The sequence below is a fragment of the Paenibacillus sp. KACC 21273 genome (assembly GCF_028736095.1).
Taxonomy (GTDB): domain Bacteria; phylum Bacillota; class Bacilli; order Paenibacillales; family Paenibacillaceae; genus Saccharibacillus; species Saccharibacillus kyungheensis.
In genome coordinates, this window is record NZ_CP117876.1 from 2371059 (window position 1) to 2388653 (window position 17595).

The window sequence follows — 17595 nt, forward strand, 5'->3', positions numbered from 1 at the left end:
TTTTAGTTGAAGAAATTAAATTATTTCAAAAGAAAATGCTTGAATTGAGTGAGCAATTCTCAGAAAAAATGAGCTATAAAATAAAGGAAAGTTTTCAATTGAAAACTTTCCTTTATTTTATATATTGAAAGGGATTAGGTTAAAATTTTATAGCCTTTTGGAATTCAGCTTTAATGATTTGATAAGGATCTCTTTCATTTAAATTAGCTCCTATTGAGAAGGAAACTTTCCTATCAAAGCTATAGGGTGCATACCATTGCCATATTACAATATTTTCTTTAATTAAAGCATCATGTAAATTAATAAACTCTTTGAAAATTGCTTTTGCATTTTCGTTTAGTATTTCATTAGCATCAAATTTTTTAATTAATCTTGCTATAAATCCACATAAAAGATCAGCAGCTTGTATTACAATATTATTTTTTGAATCTTCTTGAATTAAAGATTCAATATGCGGAAAATTGGTTAAAAAGATGCGTTCTTTTGTTCCCATTGCAATTGGATTACGTTCGTTGAAAAACAGTTCTACAAGTTCATTGAAAACATTCTCATAACCACGGAGATTATCGTGCACAATAGAGGTTGTTGCATTTACAAATGTGGAAAAAAGCTCAATGTTTTTTAGTAGTTCAACAAGCATAGGTTGTGGCAATGCTAAATAATTTTTTTGAGTTCCATCATGACTAATAATTTGAAATTCTTCTATCATTTCTTTGTAACAGTTAGTATCAAAACTTTTTAAAGCATTAGCTACAAAGGGAAGATCCTGCATTTCGAAGAATTCGATTAATTTGGTAGTGATTTCTTCTAATTTAGCTATAGATATAGTTGCTTGAGTAATTAGTTCAGAAAATAGATCAAGAACTGTATCTGCTTTCGAAATACAACTAGCCAGTGCTTTTTTTATTTCATGTGGATGTGTTAAATATGCATTGAGAGATGGATTATAATTGTAATCAAAAAATGTTTCTACAATTTTTGCTGCTACCATAAACTTTTTGTCTACAATAGAAAAGAAAGGAAGAGCTTGAAACTCATATACCATTTCATTAAAAAATTCATAGAATTTTTCATAAGTATCATTTACTTTGAAGAAATTTTTTGATTTCAATTCAGAAGCCTGACTATTTGAAAGAAAGTTATTTAAGTAATCTTCTATTTCTTGCTTACGATCAACTTTTACTAGCCAACCACCATAAATAAAAAATGGTTGATCTTTATTTAACCAATCTCTACCTGTATTACCACTCTCATCAATAAAATAAGATAAGTTCATGAAAATTTCTCCCTATTATATAATATTAGAGTTTCTGGTATTTTAATAATTGAATTATCTTTATATTATACCATTTAAGTAAATTTATTGATCTAGAAAAGCTTTTTGCTTATCACAATATCGATCAATTACTTTAAAAATAAAGAAGTTCAGTAAAGAGGATACTCCTAGATAGCGATGTCTTGAAATAGCTTTGATCTGTCTATGCTGTGGAGCTATCTTTTTATCACTCTCTGTGTGACTTTGCAATAATATGAGTTGAAGGAATGAACGGAATTTGGGGGTGGCTGATGCATATAAATTGTGAATCAATGGTGTCTGTTTAGTCATGATTTTAATGAAGAACAAGAATAAGATTATACGAACGTTATGAAGCACAAAAATCAAATATACATGAAATTTTGGGAGGTTTATGATGCTTGCTAAATAAGGAATTTTTCATTTTTATTATTTTATATACACTAAAACCGGAGTTCACGGAATAAATCACTTTTTCCTTATGAGTTAAGGATAGATTATACGTTTAATTGTTTCTTATGAAACGGCATGAATTGAAATCATGCAAAAATAAACTAATCTGAGTAGAAGTAAGAGAAATGAGGTAAATATGATCTGCTATTAGCATTAGTATGACTTATGAGCTGATAAGACAAGAGTATATAACGTTAATTGCTAAAGGTAGGATTGCTAGACTTCTTCGTTAGAGTCAGGTCTTTATTGTATCTTGTCTCGTAGAATGAATCTGACAGAGTATACAGACAAAATTCATGTGAAAGAATAATTTGAAAAAATACTTAATTCTAATGATTGTGCTATTTTTTGTTCGATTTTGTAAAAGAAGAAAGATTAAATATAAAATAATGTTACTTAAAATTAAAAATGAATAATTGACTATATATTTCAAGGGAATTATAATTTTAATATTAATTATGGTATTTTTTTAGGAGGTTAAATAGTAGTATGGAGGGGGATTAAGTGATCTATCACGATATTGCAGATCTTATTAAAATGTATATGGATCAGGAACAACTCAATATCCGTGCGCTCTCTAGAAAAATGGGAATCAATGCTGGACAGATTAGCAAAGCACTGACGGGAGAACTTGTTTCTTCTAATCTACTTGATGCTTTTACTAAGGTAGCAGGAAAGCCTGAAGGTTATTATTATTTGCAATTTATAAACGAAATATTCCTCTCTAAACCTCATTGGAAACGACTTAAGCCATTTATTGAAAGTTGTGCAAAAATAGATCGCCTTGATCTTATCAAAGTTTTGATGGAGCGATTGCTTGAGTTAAATGATGATTTAAAGCAAATTGATGCCATATTTGAATGTGCAGAAGAATTATATCATTCAGCCTACTCCGCTGCTTCTGCTGTTCTGTATTCTATAGTCATTCAGATCGAACGATACAATCAAAGTCAGCGATTTGCTATCAGTTTATTCCGATTGTTTCAAATTTACCGCTCTGATCCCAAACAAGCTTTGATGTCAGTCCTCCAATTCATGCCCTATCGTAGTTATCTACCAGAGTCCATTCTTTTAGAAGCATTAATTTCCACTGGTCATTATTTTTGGTTACATAACGATGCAGATACAGTGAATCAACTTGCTGAAGAACTAATGCAATTATCACACGCCTTATATGAGAATCATGTATGGAAAACTAATAACTTAGATCTTGTACAGCCATTAGTGTATTACTATGGACAATCTTATTTAATGAAAGCCATATATTACGAAATGATTGAAGATTATCAATCAGCAATGAACTGGCATATGGAATATGAAGACTTATCATGGTTCGAAGGCTTAGATGAAAAAGGAAAAATACAGGTTGATCGATATAGCCATTTTGCATATGTTAATAAACTTCAGATGTCAATCAAACTCGGATGGAAGGAATATATCCCTGAATATGTTGAGTTTTTGAAAAAGAATAGACAAGAAATTGTTCATGGACTAGAAAGCCTTTTAGCTTCAGCCAATACATATCATTATAACATCGATGAGGTTCTGAAAGAATTCTCTGAATATCTAACTATTGAAGTAGAGGACTTAGATATGGAGGAGTACAATCAAGCGATTAGTATCTCTCGCTTAGTAAAATATAACTTGGAATATGCAATTTATGCTTTTAGTAATAAAACTGGTAACCTAGGCATACAAAAGCTATTATCAAGTATGAAAGCTGCTATACAGATTGATGAAAAATCGAGTTTACTAAAAGCTATAAGCTTATTTGAAATGAATCGAGTATATGCAACTAAGGAACAAGTAACCATGTATAAAAATTTATGTAATCTATGTAGGAGGTCTATTGATGAAGATGATCAAAAAAATTACGTTGGTCGTTTTGGTGCTTAGCACAATTTTTATCGTAAATCATCAAGATACAATTACAACGTTGGGACACGGTTGGGGAATTTAACATCGACACAAACACATAGATCGTTATTTACTTACATGTTGAGTAATAATAGAAGTATGTAAGAATTAATGTTCATTCTCAAATGAATTGAAGTTCAATCATGATACAGACTGTCAGGATAATTTTGGCAGTCTTTTTGTTGCATATAAATTTAAAAAGATAGTATACATAATATGAAATTATAAGGATCATGTGTAATTATTATAAAAATCTCACTTCTGGATTTTTTCTAACAGTGACTATACTATTAATATAAGAATATCTATATAAGACTTTAATCCCGTTTTAGGATAGTCAATTGATTCAAAAGTGTTACTTTTTACTCAGTAATCTCTTGAAAAGGGAACGTTTGTTCGTTATAATCTATATATAAATCATATTAGTTTTTTAATCTACAACATCTGTATGAAATTTCGCTAAACATGGGAAGGAGTATGGAGCATGTATGAATTTATTGGGCCTTCTATCGAAAAACAAATTGAAAGTATAACCCAAGAAAATGATAAAAAATTTCAGAAAGAGTATAGTGAATTTGATGCGCTTCTGACAAGTATTAAATCACATTTGCCAGCTCATTTACGAGATGCTACTGAAAAATTAGAGACAATGTACATACAACGTGTAGATTGCATAGCTCCCGTGTATCGTAGAGGCTTTGAAGATGCCATCAAACTTTTTCATTTTTTTCAGAATGTAAGGGCTGATGAATATAATATCAATAAAAGCTAAAAACCGTTTCTAATTTTGAACGGTTTTTAACTTCTTTTCTCTGTAAGGCCAAATGAAGGGCGAATATGTACTGTTTCTATTTATTCTTTAATTGTCTAAATGCCTGGACGGTAGCAGTAGCTATAGTTTTTTCGTCATCGGTCCAATCAGCTGCAAAATCTAAAGTACGTTTATATTCTTCCGTGTTTCTATAGTTTGTTCGTCCCAATAAATAATCAGTAGTCACTTCTAAAAGGTCTGCAATTTTGACTAACATATCTGTATCAGGATCACGGAAATCACGTTCATAATGAGATAACATAGCTGGTGTTGCATCAATCTTTTTTGCCATGTAGATTTGAGTCCATCCATGTAGTTCTCTTTCCTCTTTTATTCGCGCTCCTAAAGTTCTCATCATCCACACTCCTAAGTTACCCAATCGTATATACAAAGATGAACTAATGATATCAATAATATACCTATTGTTGTAATTTCAATCCTAAATGTATTTTTTTTTATTGACATATACAAATAGTATACATATAATCAAAACAACAACTATACAAATAGTATAGAAAGTGTTGTGATTTAAATGCGTATTTTTGAGATGGTTAAAGAATTACGTCAAGAAAAGAAGTATACACAAGAATATATGGCAACAAGATTAGGCTATAGTACAGCCAATTACTCCCATAAAGAAACAGGAAGACGCAATATTTCTGCTGATGAACTCCAAAAAATTGCGGAGGCACTTGAAGTAGAGCCTGAAATTTTTTTTGACCAAAATAAATACTATAAGTATAGATGTGTCGGAATATGAGTTGTAAATTATCCAAACAATCCGCAAGCATTGAGTACATTTCCAAGGATGTACCGGATAGGCAAAAATGCTTGAAGTACTAAGAATCTTAAAAGATACTAAGTGGCTGATAATCTGTTACTCGTCTACTACAAAATCTAGTTAAGTGCCTATACACAGAGCTACCTGTAAAGGAGACTTACATGAGCAATTTAATGAAGATTGAGTTAGATCCTATTGAAATTAAGCAAATGTGCAGAAAACAAATCGCTGAAATGGTCAAAGAGGTCGACGCAGAATATATCTTTTGGGATGCCAAAGAGTTACAACGACGCACTTGTATGAGCTGGAACTTTATACAGGATACCTTTTTCCATGATAGACGCTTTATTAAACGAAAGATCGGAAACAAATGGTACTTTCCTGTAAAGGAAACTCGGAAGTTTCTTACAGAGTGGCTCATCGAACAAGAATAATATTCTTGTAACAACGTAATAAAACACTTAATTTTACAATCTGCAAAAACATGAGGGAGGTTATCCTGATGGGAGCTGCATTTGCAATTCAAGTGATGACTGGAAAAGAGTCTAATGTTAAACGATTAATGGAATGGGCATTCTCGAAAAATGAGAATGCCCAGAAGTGGATCAAAGAAATTCATACGTTTTCGCAAGAAACTCGTCGTATTTTGAAATCTGGGGAATTAGGTAAGCCAATTAAACGTGTGGCTATGCCAGGCTATATCTTTTTGGAGATGAACTATGCTGTAGACGGAGAAAATACTTCTGCCTACATTGCAGATGATGTGTGGCATCTTATTAAAAGTATCCCTGGTGTACTCAAGCAATTTACTCGAAGTGGCCAAATTATCAGCGCAGATGAGTTTCAGCAGATGTTTGAGCTTGATTTAACAGATCAGGTAGAAATATCTACAGTATTAGAGGAAGACACCATACAAGAAGAGGCGAAGAAATTAGCTGAGGCTGAAATAGAAGTCAAACTTGCTTTGCATCAAGCGAATACCGCAGATACACCACAAGAGCGTAAAGAAGCGGAGAAAATTCTTGATTATGCGATTCAGCAAGAGGAAACGATAGTGAATGGCGAAAAGGAAGATAATACGATAAGTACTGAGTTGGAATTGTTGAATGAGCAACATAAGTTAAATCCAACCATTAGCAGGGTTAAGAGCATTTTACGTAGCCATAAGGAGATTATTCGCTTACCAAGGATAATGTTACAACACATAGGGATTCAAGAGGAGGATAAGCCGCTTTCTCACGTAGTGATTGACCGGCTACGGCACTTTATTAAGACGCTAGGTATATCCTGATGGAAAAAGCACTTACAGGGCACATTGACTATTTCATTCATCCTCGCTATGGACCAATGAGTTCGAAGCATGATTTTGGTATCGCTCATTTTCAACTGGATAAAAAAGAACAAGAACCTGTTGTTATCAAAGGTTCGCTATTTGGCGTGGGTAAAAACGAGCGAATTACCATATATGGAACTTGGGAAACGCATGCTAAGCATGGGCAACAGTTTGCTGTGACGCACTGGGAACATCCATTGCCAACCACTACAGAGCAAGTTATTACTTTTCTCAGCTCTAAATTTGTGAAGGGCTGTGGGAAGAAACGTGCTGAATTGATCTTACAACAATTAGGAGAACAGGCGATTGAGCAGATCATGCACGAGGGAGCCGATTGTTTACTGAGAATCAGAGGCATTGGACAGAAAAATGCTACCAAGATTGCCGATAGTATCAAGCAAAACTATGAAATTCAGCAGGTGATGATGACATTATTACCCTATGGTATGACGGCAGAACTAATCAGTAAAGCTTATGTTACTTGGGGAGCAGAGTGTATAGATATAATTCGGCGCAATCCTTACCGGCTAACAGAACTACCCATGATCGGATTTTTGCAAGCTGATACGATTGCGATACAGATCGGGATGGATGTAGATTCACCCTACAGACTTAATGCAGCTTTGCACCACGTGCTGCATGAAATGTGTTATGGGAATGGACATTGTTATGTGCTAGAGCAGGAGCTTATTGATCGAACGGTGCAACTATTACGTACTGTGCATAAGCGCAAGATATACACAGAACTACAATGGATGGTAGCTCATGAACAGGTGATTGCGGAGGGGGATCGCGTGTATCCCAAGTCTCTATATATCTATGAGAGGAATCTATCTTATAAGGTGAGTTGCATGATGCAACGTCCGGCACAAGCTGTACCTGCACTGAATCACCTAATTTGGGAATATCAACGTGAGCATCGTATTGTGCTGGCAGAAAAGCAGCGGGAAGCTATTCAAGTATTGTTTATGCATCATCTGTTAATCATTACGGGAAATCCAGGTACAGGTAAAACAACAACAGTACAAGCCTTACTAGCCATTTACCAGCAAAAATACCCTGATACAAAGATAGCCTTATGTGCGCCAGCAGCTCGTGCTGCAAGACGATTGGGCGAAATCACTCAACATCATTCTGAAACGCTACATCTGTTGCTCAATCTCCGTCCAGGGCAACAACAAACGTACGGAGAATCTCTGCCGTTGCCGTTTGATTTAGTTATAGTGGACGAAACCTCGATGATGGATCTTCAGCTTGCGTATTATCTTTTTCAAGCAATTAGCCCCAAAACAAAAGTCGTTCTCATAGGGGATAGCGATCAATTGGCATCGGTTGGGCCAGGTAATGTCTTACGCGATCTCATTGCAGCGGGAGTTACACATATCCGCTTGGATGAGCTTTTTCGGCGTGCTCAACAAAGCCAAATCACGATGAATGCACACAGGCTTAACCATGGTGAGGATATTCAATGGAACACAAGTACAGGCGATTTTCACTTCATTGAGCAGTCTAATTCGGAAGGGATTCAGCGCCTGATCGTCCGAAGTGTGTTGCGATTCTTAGACAAAGGTTATCAGCTCGACGATGTTTGTGTCCTGAGTCCACAGAAAAAATCTGTAATTGGAACAGAGGAGTTAAATATTGCTTTACAAGCTGCTGTAAATCCACCATCAGTGGACAAGGTGGAGTTCAACGTACAAGGAACGGTCTATCGACAAGGGGACAAAATTTTAAGGCTACGTCGCAATGATTACAGTAAAAAAATATTAAATGGAGATAGCGGTACTGTGATAGGAGTTAAGCCTATAGTGGATGAAGAGGGCAAGGAAACCGATGAGATGGGGTTACTTTGCAATTTTTATAGTCAGGAAGTGCTTTTGTCTTATTATGAACTACGCGATTTTGATCTAGGATATGCAGCTACAATCCATAAAATGATAGGCTGTGAAGCGCCAATTGTAATCCTACCTGTAGCGATGGAACATCATCGAATGCTGATCCGAGAAAATATCTATACAGGTTTAACACGAGCAAAGCACATTGCTGTAATGATCGGATCGCGTCAAGCGCTACGCTATGCGATTGAGAATAATAACAAAGTCTCTCGTCATACAGGGCTACAGCAACGGATTGAACAACATGTACTTGAGATGTCTTCATCCGTGTTTTGTATAGAGAATAACTTTCTATATTCGAGAGGTGAAATTAAAGGTGGCGAATGAATTAGAGCAGCGACTGAACCAAGCGGAGCAACGGGCAAAATGCCGTAACGAAGTGAACCTAAGTGTAGTCAATCAAGAGGCTGTTAAAGCCGAGGAGCAAGGATTCACTATTATTCGGCAAAAACGCATTAATCGTACTCCTTTTTCACAGACAATCAATCCTAATATTCTTTATTTATGCCAACAACAGTATTTAACTCCTGCTGAACTAGCTTTTATTTTTACCCTCTCACCTTTACTCAAAATAGGTGTAAATGCCATTATCGATCCACAGACAGATCAATATTGCTCAGTTGTAGAGTTAGCTTCACTGTTGAAGCGCAGCCGTCAAAAGACAAGCGAAATGCTATCCAATCTCATACAAAAAGGAGTGATGTATGAGTTTGCAAATATTCATGAACTCCGCATCTACGGACGTCAAGTGACTAGGCGTCCGTTTTTTTTATCTCCAGAGATTATTTGTTGTGGCGACAAAAATAAGCTAGAAAGTGGCATTACGCAGCTTATGACTCATTATGATCTGTTAGAAAAGAAAGGGATTAAATTACCGATTAAAGCTATCGTAGAGCCTTATGCAACCTATGGGAGATTAGTAAACCGAAAGCAATTTTTGCAATTTCAACAGCAATTGCGTAAAAAAATGGGGAATAAATAGGCTATTTTTTTGCATAGGGGGTGTCACCAAAAGGTGACACCTGTGTCCCGTTTTGGTGACACCCTAAAATAGCTATAAATGCTTTCGTATCAAGGGTTGAGCGAATTTTGTGTATGGGTCTTACTTCTTACTCTATAAATATGCGAAGGAGGTAAAGTATGCAGCCATTTAAAAATATTCGTGTTCTGTTCCATTTTGGAGAAGAAGACGAATACGAAGTAGATCTTCAGTTAGTCTGGACGAAAGAACATGGATCGGAGGCAATACCAGACTACTCCATAGAAGCGTTAAGCGCAGCAGTTCAGTACTGGGTTGCGCAACATGTCAGTTATACATGGGAGGAAGTCCTATCAGACGAAGAAACATAGAAGCGAGCAACCGTAAAGAAGTGTAGGTCACTATGCTGCTATACATGAAGAGTAGGAAAAGACGATAGTAACAAACACATAAGCCAGCCAAGTAGCTATTTCGCGGGCAATGCCATATCACAGTTGCTTATACCAGTGTAGATGGTTGAGCAGTGTTAGATTGTTGATACTAAGGTGTATCCTTAAAAAAAGGAACATGTGATTTGGATGAGATGTTATAACGGATCTTTAAATCTATATGTTACTACTGTTAAAACTAGGGCTCAGGGAAGCGATGAAACCAGGATATGGCTCACAACCTGTTACGGTAGGAGATAGATCGGCACAGTGGCTTCCTGTTTGTCCTCAGCCCCATGTTTACATGATCTTATAGCTCAAAAAAGTGAAAAATACGAACAAAAGTTCTTGCTTACTATTGCCTTTGTTATTATAATGGAGTTAGCCCAAAAAGCGTCTATCATCAATTCGTGTTACATAAGCCCAGTTTGGGGCCTTTTTTATTTCCAAAAGACTATATGTACTAAATAAAAAGCGAAGCTAGTGGTTGTATGAACTCTCATACGACTGCTGGCTTTTTTGCATTCCAAAGGGCGTGGGCAGCATTGTCCATTAAAATAAAGCGCGAGGAGAAATCAATATGGCAATAGCACGTACAGGAGAATTAGCGACAGCTGGCAGTCAGGAAGAAGTAGTAGTGTACAAGGTATCAACAAAGACGAAAGTCAGTTTTCTTTCTGGAGCTATCGCTTCTGCGATCCAGAGCGAAAAAGTAACTGAACTACAAGTGGTTGGTGCCGGAGCACTCAATCAGGCGATGAAGTCTGTAGCCGTGGCACGGGGGATGACCGTGTCAAATGGTTATAGCTTGGTAGTCGTTCCGTCATTCTTTGATGTTGAGATCGATGGAGAACGAAAAACAGCCATCAAATTGCTTGTGCAGTCCATGTAAGAAGGGAGGATGAAAGTCAGTGATTTTACAAAATGTACTCCGTATAGTGGATCCAGAGCATGCTAGCCGTGTCAGCGTGTTAGCAACAGACTTTGCACGAATGTTGTCTATCACTGAGCGTGAGGCAGAGTTGATTGGTATTGGAGCAAAGTACCACGATATCGGAAAAATTTCGATTCCCTTATCCATTTTACAATCGCCAAAGCCGCTCACTGTAGTGCAACAGGAGATGATGCAGCGACATATAGAGTATGGGTTGTCTATTTTATCCGTGTATAACAGCGAAGAAATGGACGTAGCTAAAACAATTATTGCGACACATCACGAACGATGGGATGGAACGGGTTATCCGAATCAGCTCAAAGGCGAAGAAATTCCACTTGCTGGTCGGATTGTCGCACTGTGTGATGTATTCGATGCCTTGTCTTCGGAACGTCCATATAAATCAGCTTGGGCGCTAGGTCAGGTGCTGGATTATATTCGTTATGAACGAGGGAAAGCATTTGACCCTGAATTGACAGATACGTTTTTGAACATGATCTGTGAGAGTGCTTTGAAGGGTAAGGCGCTATGAACGGTGCTACACACTTGATTGGTAGTGTGACGGTTGCTGCATTATTGGAGATCCATTCTCCTGTATCATTGCTAATCGTTGCCGTAGCATCTTTACTTCCGGATATCGATCGCACAAACAGCCTAATGGGACGTTTTGTTCCCATCCTGCCAACAGCCTTGGAGCAGAGTTTTGGTAAACGTACGATTACGCATAGTCTAATTTTTGGATTAGGTATATGGCTACTTCTTGGCTTCCATGCAAGCTGGCAGTGGCCATTTTTGGTTGGCTACGGATCACATTTGTTGCTTGATCTTTTTACGGGGCGTATTGCTTTACTTTGGCCTATTCCTTTCAAGTTTGGTGTACCTTTGTTTGGTATCCCGCCAGTATTTGTCGAAAGTCTTAGTCTTGCAAGCTGGGGAGCATGGATGGTATTGGAGGGTTATCAATATTTTCAAATTCTGTTTTGAAATTTGGTTGAGAGGAAGAACGTTGAATGATTTTACAGAAATGTAAGAGAAGGATAATGTTATTGGTTTTGGTTATATCGCTGGTATCTGTTATGGGTGTGGTGTTACCGCAGCAAACTGTTCATGCTACTGGGGTCAACGGTGGCGGCTCAAGCATTAAAGATAAACTGACAGGTACTGATAAATTAGAAACCCAAGTCGATAATTCTACAAACAGTTTTTTAGACAAATTTCGTCATATCGCTATTTTTGGTGCTATTATTTTTGGTATTTGGCTGGGTATTTGTTTTTTTGGAGCTGGATTCAGTCCAGACACACTGCGTCAGACTAAAATTCAATCGCTAGCATTCTTAGCGTGTCTGGCATTCACGTTCTGGACGGAGCCTATTCTAGGATTTTTATTCGGTATTTTTGGCGTGGATATTGCCGAAACATTGAAGTAAGAGAAAGGAAGATCATATGTGGGGACATTTTCATCCAATTCCGTATCAGAGCAAAATCAAGGAAAAGTTTTTATCGGTGTTTGGTATCGGCCTTAGTTCTGGGCAACTGTTATGGTGGGGATCGGGGATTTATTTATCTATAAAAATGAGTTATCTGGTTCCTCCAATAGGGAATGACTGGCTGTATTCCCGTTTGCATTATGCTATTCCTTTCGTAATTTCCATGTATTTATGTTATTTTCGACAAACTTCAACCAATTTGCCAGTTTGGAAATACTATGTCATGATCATCCGCTTGCGAACCAAAAAGCGTTTATTCTTGTATCGTAAAGGAGGTTCTTGAATGATTTGGGCCATAGCTATCGTTATTTTTGTAATTGTTTTATGGTTTCGAAACAAGAAAAAAACGTCTTCTCGTAAACTAACCGTGCAACATATGATTGGTGGAGATCACCCTGTCGTAACATGGGATGGTATGAGTCAACAGGGCAATGTTTTTCGGCTGGTCTTAGAAGTAGCTCCGATTAATACAGATAATGCATCCATAGAAGAGCAAAAAGCGATTTGGTCTAATTTCTTTGGATTGATCAATACGCTATCCCTACCGTATAAAATGGTGATGCAATCGCAACTGTTTGAAATGCAGGATTACATTAGAGATTATGATACATCGGTAGCACAATTGTCTGATGATTATCCAGCGCTCAAAGAATCCGGACGAATGGTTAGTGCGTATATGGACGAAAGCTTAGAACATGAATCGATTCGCGATTACCGAGGTTATTTTATTCTCGAATATGACCCGGTACAAGCAGCTAAAGTGAATGGTGTGCAGATTGGTATTAGTAAAGTCGATGCTGCACTGGGTCAGCTTGGTTCTTCCCAAAATCGATTATCCAATGAAGAAAAGACTGAATTGGCTCTTCAAATGTTGGAAGAAGCAGCGGAGAATGTTTTTAGTTTTTGTGAGCAAATTGGGATGCGCTATTTGCGTCTCGATCGCGCTGGCGTTTGGAACTATACGTACCAGACGTTGAACCGTGAATTGTCTTCTCAAGCGAGAATGATCGATGCCATGATGAAAGATAGCTTTAAACGAACCAAAACTTCCATGTCCATGAAGGGTGACATGTCATCTGAGGAGGAAATCGCTTGAAGTGGAGATGGAAAAAGTCTTCATTGAATCAAGCTGAAGAACCATCTTTGGATGTGGGAAAAGCGAACGGCATTGATTTTGCCGCTCCTTCTTTGATGAAAGAAACGCTACCTGGTGACTTAACAGCGGAGCAGGTGAAGACAGATAGTTATGCAGTGGAAGTAGGCGGTACGATAACAGCCGTACGTTATTTTCGTAGTTTTTTTGTCGAAATCGCGTCTGGAAACACATGGGCTAAAATGCTCGATTCTTTAATTCAAACCAAGAACGGTCAAGGAGATGTCGATTTAATTCTTCATGTGTTTCCGTCAGCCAATGATACAGAACTCAATCAAATTGGTCGGAGAATAGCCGGTCTTCTGTCTGATTTGGCGGATGAAAAAGATGTTCGTAAAATTGATGCGATGCGAGACGAAATTGTTGATCTCAAGCAACGTCAAAAACGGATTCGACTCAATATTGAACGAAGTTTTCGTGTAAGTATCCAAGTGGTTGTCAGTACAACCGATTGGAAATCATTAATGAAACTCTGTCGATCTTTAATTCAACGGTTTTCTGGTAAGTCGTTGTACTTACGATCCGCAGATGCACAGCAGTTAGCAGCCTTACAAGCTGTTTTGCCTACAGCACCAGTCTATAACCATGCACAAGAGCATGTACTGTCACTAGAAAGTTCTAACCTGGCTGATTTATTCCCATTTAGTGGAGGAAGCCTGAATCATCGAACCGGCGTTATTATGGGGAAAGATCGAAAAGGGCGCCCGGTCTGGTTAGATAATTGGCATCCGGATCTTGTAAATTATCATATGTGTATTATTGCAAGGTCAGGTGGAGGAAAAACCTACTGCACCATGTTATTTGCCCATCGGTCAACGCATATTGGAAGACAAATTGGCGTGATTGATTGGAAAGGGGAGTATGCTGACTTTGCAAGGGCAAATGGTTGCCCCTATATTGAGCTTAGTGAACATAGTAAACATCGCTTGAATCCTTACGATGTGGATGTGACCGAGTTAGTAGACGGCACTCGTTTTGTAGATATTGAAGAGGCGGCGAATGCTGTACAAGCAGTCGTCTTTAAAATGATCTCCGTATATGATCGCAAGGTTTTAACGGGTGTCGTTAAAGTATTTATTGGAAAAGCAATCCGTGAACAGTATGCAGATGCAGGCATTACGTCTGATCCAACTAGTTTAGTTGAGGTGGATGCAAGAAATGATGGACAATTTCGTACACGACAAAGACGTAAACACATGCCGATCCTTTCTGGACTGCTTGATAAAATGGCACAAAACTCAAACGAAGATATTCGGAAGGCTGGGGAACTGCTAAGTCCTTTTACGCAAAAAGGAACGATGAAATCGTACGCCATCTTTGATGGACAGTCAACCGTTGAATTAAAGCGTGCACCATTTTTTGCATTTGGGATCAATCGATTAGATGCTGAAATTATGCGTCCAATTGGTCTATTTGTTACTGAAAACTGGCTCATGGAGCGTTGGTGTAAGAAGTTTCTGGATATCCGAAAAAATTTGATTATTGAGGAATGTCAAAATATCTTTTTGGACGAAGATTTTGGAGCAGTATGGTCTGAGCGTGCTTATCGCGAGGGACGTTCTACTAATACGGGGATTATATCGGTTACGCAAGGGTTGGAAGTGTTCACTCAATCTAAAGCAGGTATGGCAGCCATCAAAAATAGCCCGATTAAGATTATTGGGATTCAGGAAGCACTGGATATTGATGCTGTACGAGGAAAATTGGCACTGACCGAAGGCGAGGCGGATTTCCTTGTGTATCAAGCTGGAAAAGGCGATATGCTGATCAAAGTGGATAATCAGTCCGTCATTGCTCATGTGGATGCCTCTCCACTTGAGCATATGTTGTTCACCACTGATCCGAACGATCGTGCATATGCTGAGCGTAAACAGTATATTCGGGAATTGGAGAGTGGAAATTATGCGTAAGTGGCTTTGGTCATTAGGTGTTGTTTCGCTACTTTGCCTCACTGTTATACCAATATCTGTTCATGCTCAAGGAGCTGTCGCACAGCAAAAGGAGAAGGACAACACGTCGTCTGAATCGTCGGAGTCATCCAAAAGTAATGGTGTTATTGGAAAGCAAATGAATTCGTATTATTCCAATGAAGAGAACCAGCCAGGACTGCTTGAACGAAATGTTTCGGATGTATTAATCGGAACAGCTAACTTTTTAATTCAATCTTTCGGCATGAAAGATGTGACCTTGTTAGTTTTTAATAAGAATCCGAATCCTACCAGTGATGGTTTTCTACAAGGTGATGGTGTACAAGACCATTTGTATCTCGGTGTTTTCAACGAAGGCATGATGAGTGCAGTCGATGCGCTGTATTCAACGTTTGAGCATTTCATGCCGTACCCGGTCGTTATGATTGTCGTTGTACTGTCCCTGTTATCTCTCTGGAATAGCACACGAGCAGAAACACGTAGTCAATGGAAAGACTATATGGCAGCTTTTTTCATAGCTATATTATCAATTCGTTTTGGATACTATATTTGGCGATTTGTAGCCGATGTGGTGGAAACGTTCAACAATATCATCTGGAATGCACTTGTTGATCATGGTGTACAGATGGACAAATTTTTGAATATGATCTGGGGCAATGGTGCTGAAGGCTATGGAGAAATGATCAAATATCGTGGATTTGTTGTCGGTGTTTTGGTTCTACTTGCAGCGATAATGACGGCAATACTCAATTATCAATATACCATGCGAACCATCATGCTGATGATTCTTGTCTCTACCTTTGTGGTTTCGGCGGTGCTCACGATCTTCCCTAAATTTCGCCATAGTTTGCAAACCTGGTGGGATTTGTTTTGGTCTCATATGATTATGCCCTGTGCCCATGCTTTGGCGTTAGGGCTATTTTTCTTGCTCTTACGTTACAGTTCTGATGGTGTATCCAACTGGATCATCGTTGCTTACTTATTTGGATTCTCAGGTATCTATGCTCTTTTAAACAAGTTAATGGGCGGTCAAGAACAACAGCGTGGTGGACTTGGTTCCATGTTTGGTGTCGGAAGTATGATGGCACTCGGACGTATGTTTCGCTCCAAAGATGCTGGCAAGAAAATGAAGGGCGGAAAAGATACAGGACAAGGACAGCAAAATGGATCAGGTGGAGAAGGTAATCTGCCTGAATCCGAAGGCGGGTTTGCTGCAAGTAACGGTACAGGAGCACCGACAATGGCTGCTCCGACTTGGCAACGTAGAGCAGCGCAGAGTAGCGGAAAAGTCGCTGGGTTTGCCCTAAATTATGGAGCGAAAGCCGCAGGAACGGTGGCAGGTACGTCCATTGGACTGATGGCAGGGAATCCGCTAGTTGGCGCTGCCGTAGGTGCAAAAGTAGGAGGCTGGGCGGGGAAAGGAACGGAAATGTTGGCAAGAGGCGGGTTTCAAGTATCCAAAGCTGCTATGCAGGGCATCCAGCATTGGCAAGAACAACGTAAAGCGGCAGATATGGTATCTTCGATTCCACAAGTGGGAGAAGGTGGATTGACTTTGGACGAATCCGTACAGCCTTCTAGCGCAGATTCCGGGCATCATATGATACAGCCTATGCAGGCAAACATTCATCCGTTTCGTTCAGATCAGTCGCAATCAAGTTCTTCTTTAGGAGCGGTACCATCAGGAGCGACTCCATTTGTAACGATCCCAACGCTATCGAAAGAATCGGTCACTGCATCAGGGCACGTACCAGTTACACCGATTAGCAATAAACCGAAATCTGAAAGTGGGCATCATGCTTTACCTAGTGCATTACCACATTCGGGAACGGAGAACAAAGTGAGGGGCACGGCTTCGCCTCGCTTCTCTAAACCGGCGCCTGTAATTTTTTCGCTTGGACAATCGAAGGGTTATATACCTGTAGTAAAACAAGATTCGGGTATCGGTTCTGACTCTGTTGCAACGATCCCACCGTTCCTCAAGCAACGAGAACGACCGTCGGCACCTACTCCAAGTAATCGAGCTGATTCGGTAACGCAAGAACCTGTACGTCCGATTCCAACTACCACTAATAGAGCAGAGGTTGAGCAGCCTCCGACTCGTTCCGGATCTCGTCACTACAATTATGACTTGTAGCAGGAGGTAGTTTGATGGACATGGGAGAGTGGGGTAAACGCGCTGCCAAAATGGTGCTGCAACGC

The 17595-nt window shown here is 38.7% G+C and carries 17 protein-coding genes; 15 read left to right on the forward strand and 2 right to left on the reverse strand.

The window, feature by feature from the left end:
• Positions 1-139: 139 nt before the first annotated feature.
• Positions 140-1276, reverse strand: a complete 1137-nt coding sequence (locus tag PQ460_RS10695; protein ID WP_274172640.1) for a DUF3800 domain-containing protein — start codon at positions 1274-1276, stop codon at positions 140-142.
• A gap of 975 nt (positions 1277-2251) precedes the next feature.
• Between PQ460_RS10695 and PQ460_RS10700 the strand changes: the two genes are divergently transcribed.
• Positions 2252-3643 (forward strand): hypothetical protein, encoded by a 1392-nt coding sequence (locus PQ460_RS10700; RefSeq protein WP_274172641.1) that lies wholly within the window; start codon positions 2252-2254, stop codon positions 3641-3643.
• Between the two features lie 505 nt (positions 3644-4148).
• Entirely contained in the window at positions 4149-4436 is a 288-nt protein-coding gene (locus tag PQ460_RS10705; protein ID WP_274172642.1) for a hypothetical protein, read from the forward strand.
• 76 nt (positions 4437-4512) lie between these two features.
• Here PQ460_RS10705 and PQ460_RS10710 read toward each other — a convergent pair whose 3' ends face one another.
• Positions 4513-4830: a helix-turn-helix domain-containing protein gene (locus PQ460_RS10710; protein WP_274172643.1), complete on the reverse strand. Its 318-nt coding sequence runs from the start codon at positions 4828-4830 to the stop codon at positions 4513-4515.
• 192 nt (positions 4831-5022) lie between these two features.
• Between PQ460_RS10710 and PQ460_RS10715 the strand changes: the two genes are divergently transcribed.
• From PQ460_RS10715 to PQ460_RS10775, 13 genes are all read left to right on the forward strand, one after another.
• Positions 5023-5235 carry a helix-turn-helix domain-containing protein gene (locus PQ460_RS10715; protein WP_274172644.1) on the forward strand — a complete coding sequence of 71 codons (213 nt, stop codon included), beginning with the start codon at positions 5023-5025 and terminating at the stop codon, positions 5233-5235.
• Positions 5236-5417: 182 nt separating this feature from the next.
• Entirely contained in the window at positions 5418-5690 is a 273-nt protein-coding gene (locus PQ460_RS10720; protein WP_274172645.1) for a group-specific protein, read from the forward strand.
• 68 nt (positions 5691-5758) lie between these two features.
• Positions 5759-6547, forward strand: a complete 789-nt coding sequence (locus PQ460_RS10725; RefSeq protein ID WP_274172646.1) for a transcription termination/antitermination NusG family protein — start codon at positions 5759-5761, stop codon at positions 6545-6547.
• The gene (gene recD2, locus PQ460_RS10730) at positions 6547-8811 is read left to right on the forward strand and encodes an SF1B family DNA helicase RecD2 (protein ID WP_274172647.1); all 2265 of its coding nucleotides are present in this window, start codon (positions 6547-6549) and stop codon (positions 8809-8811) included. Before PQ460_RS10725 ends, recD2 begins: the two co-directional genes overlap by 1 nt.
• Positions 8801-9466, forward strand: coding sequence for a hypothetical protein (locus PQ460_RS10735; RefSeq protein ID WP_274172648.1), 666 nt, complete (start codon positions 8801-8803; stop codon positions 9464-9466). Before recD2 ends, PQ460_RS10735 begins: the two co-directional genes overlap by 11 nt.
• Positions 9467-9624: 158 nt before the next feature.
• On the forward strand, positions 9625-9834 hold the full coding sequence (locus PQ460_RS10740; protein ID WP_274172649.1) for a hypothetical protein: 210 nt from the start codon (positions 9625-9627) through the stop codon (positions 9832-9834).
• A 637-nt stretch (positions 9835-10471) separates the two neighbouring features.
• Positions 10472-10783 carry a stage V sporulation protein S gene (locus PQ460_RS10745; protein ID WP_274172650.1) on the forward strand — a complete coding sequence of 104 codons (312 nt, stop codon included), beginning with the start codon at positions 10472-10474 and terminating at the stop codon, positions 10781-10783.
• A gap of 100 nt (positions 10784-10883) precedes the next feature.
• A complete protein-coding gene (locus PQ460_RS10750; RefSeq protein WP_274172651.1) occupies positions 10884-11357 on the forward strand; it encodes an HD-GYP domain-containing protein in 474 nt (157 codons plus the stop codon).
• Positions 11354-11809 carry a metal-dependent hydrolase gene (locus PQ460_RS10755; protein WP_274172652.1) on the forward strand — a complete coding sequence of 152 codons (456 nt, stop codon included), beginning with the start codon at positions 11354-11356 and terminating at the stop codon, positions 11807-11809. The genes PQ460_RS10750 and PQ460_RS10755 overlap by 4 nt, the downstream gene beginning before the upstream one ends.
• 26 nt (positions 11810-11835) lie before the next feature.
• The gene (locus PQ460_RS10760; protein WP_274172653.1) at positions 11836-12252 is read left to right on the forward strand and encodes a hypothetical protein; all 417 of its coding nucleotides are present in this window, start codon (positions 11836-11838) and stop codon (positions 12250-12252) included.
• A 343-nt stretch (positions 12253-12595) separates the two neighbouring features.
• A complete protein-coding gene (locus tag PQ460_RS10765; RefSeq protein WP_274172654.1) occupies positions 12596-13408 on the forward strand; it encodes a hypothetical protein in 813 nt (270 codons plus the stop codon).
• The gene (locus PQ460_RS10770; protein WP_274172655.1) at positions 13405-15375 is read left to right on the forward strand and encodes a VirB4 family type IV secretion system protein; all 1971 of its coding nucleotides are present in this window, start codon (positions 13405-13407) and stop codon (positions 15373-15375) included. The genes PQ460_RS10765 and PQ460_RS10770 overlap by 4 nt, the downstream gene beginning before the upstream one ends.
• Positions 15368-17530 (forward strand): hypothetical protein, encoded by a 2163-nt coding sequence (locus tag PQ460_RS10775; protein WP_274172656.1) that lies wholly within the window; start codon positions 15368-15370, stop codon positions 17528-17530. Before PQ460_RS10770 ends, PQ460_RS10775 begins: the two co-directional genes overlap by 8 nt.
• Positions 17531-17595 lie beyond the last annotated feature (65 nt).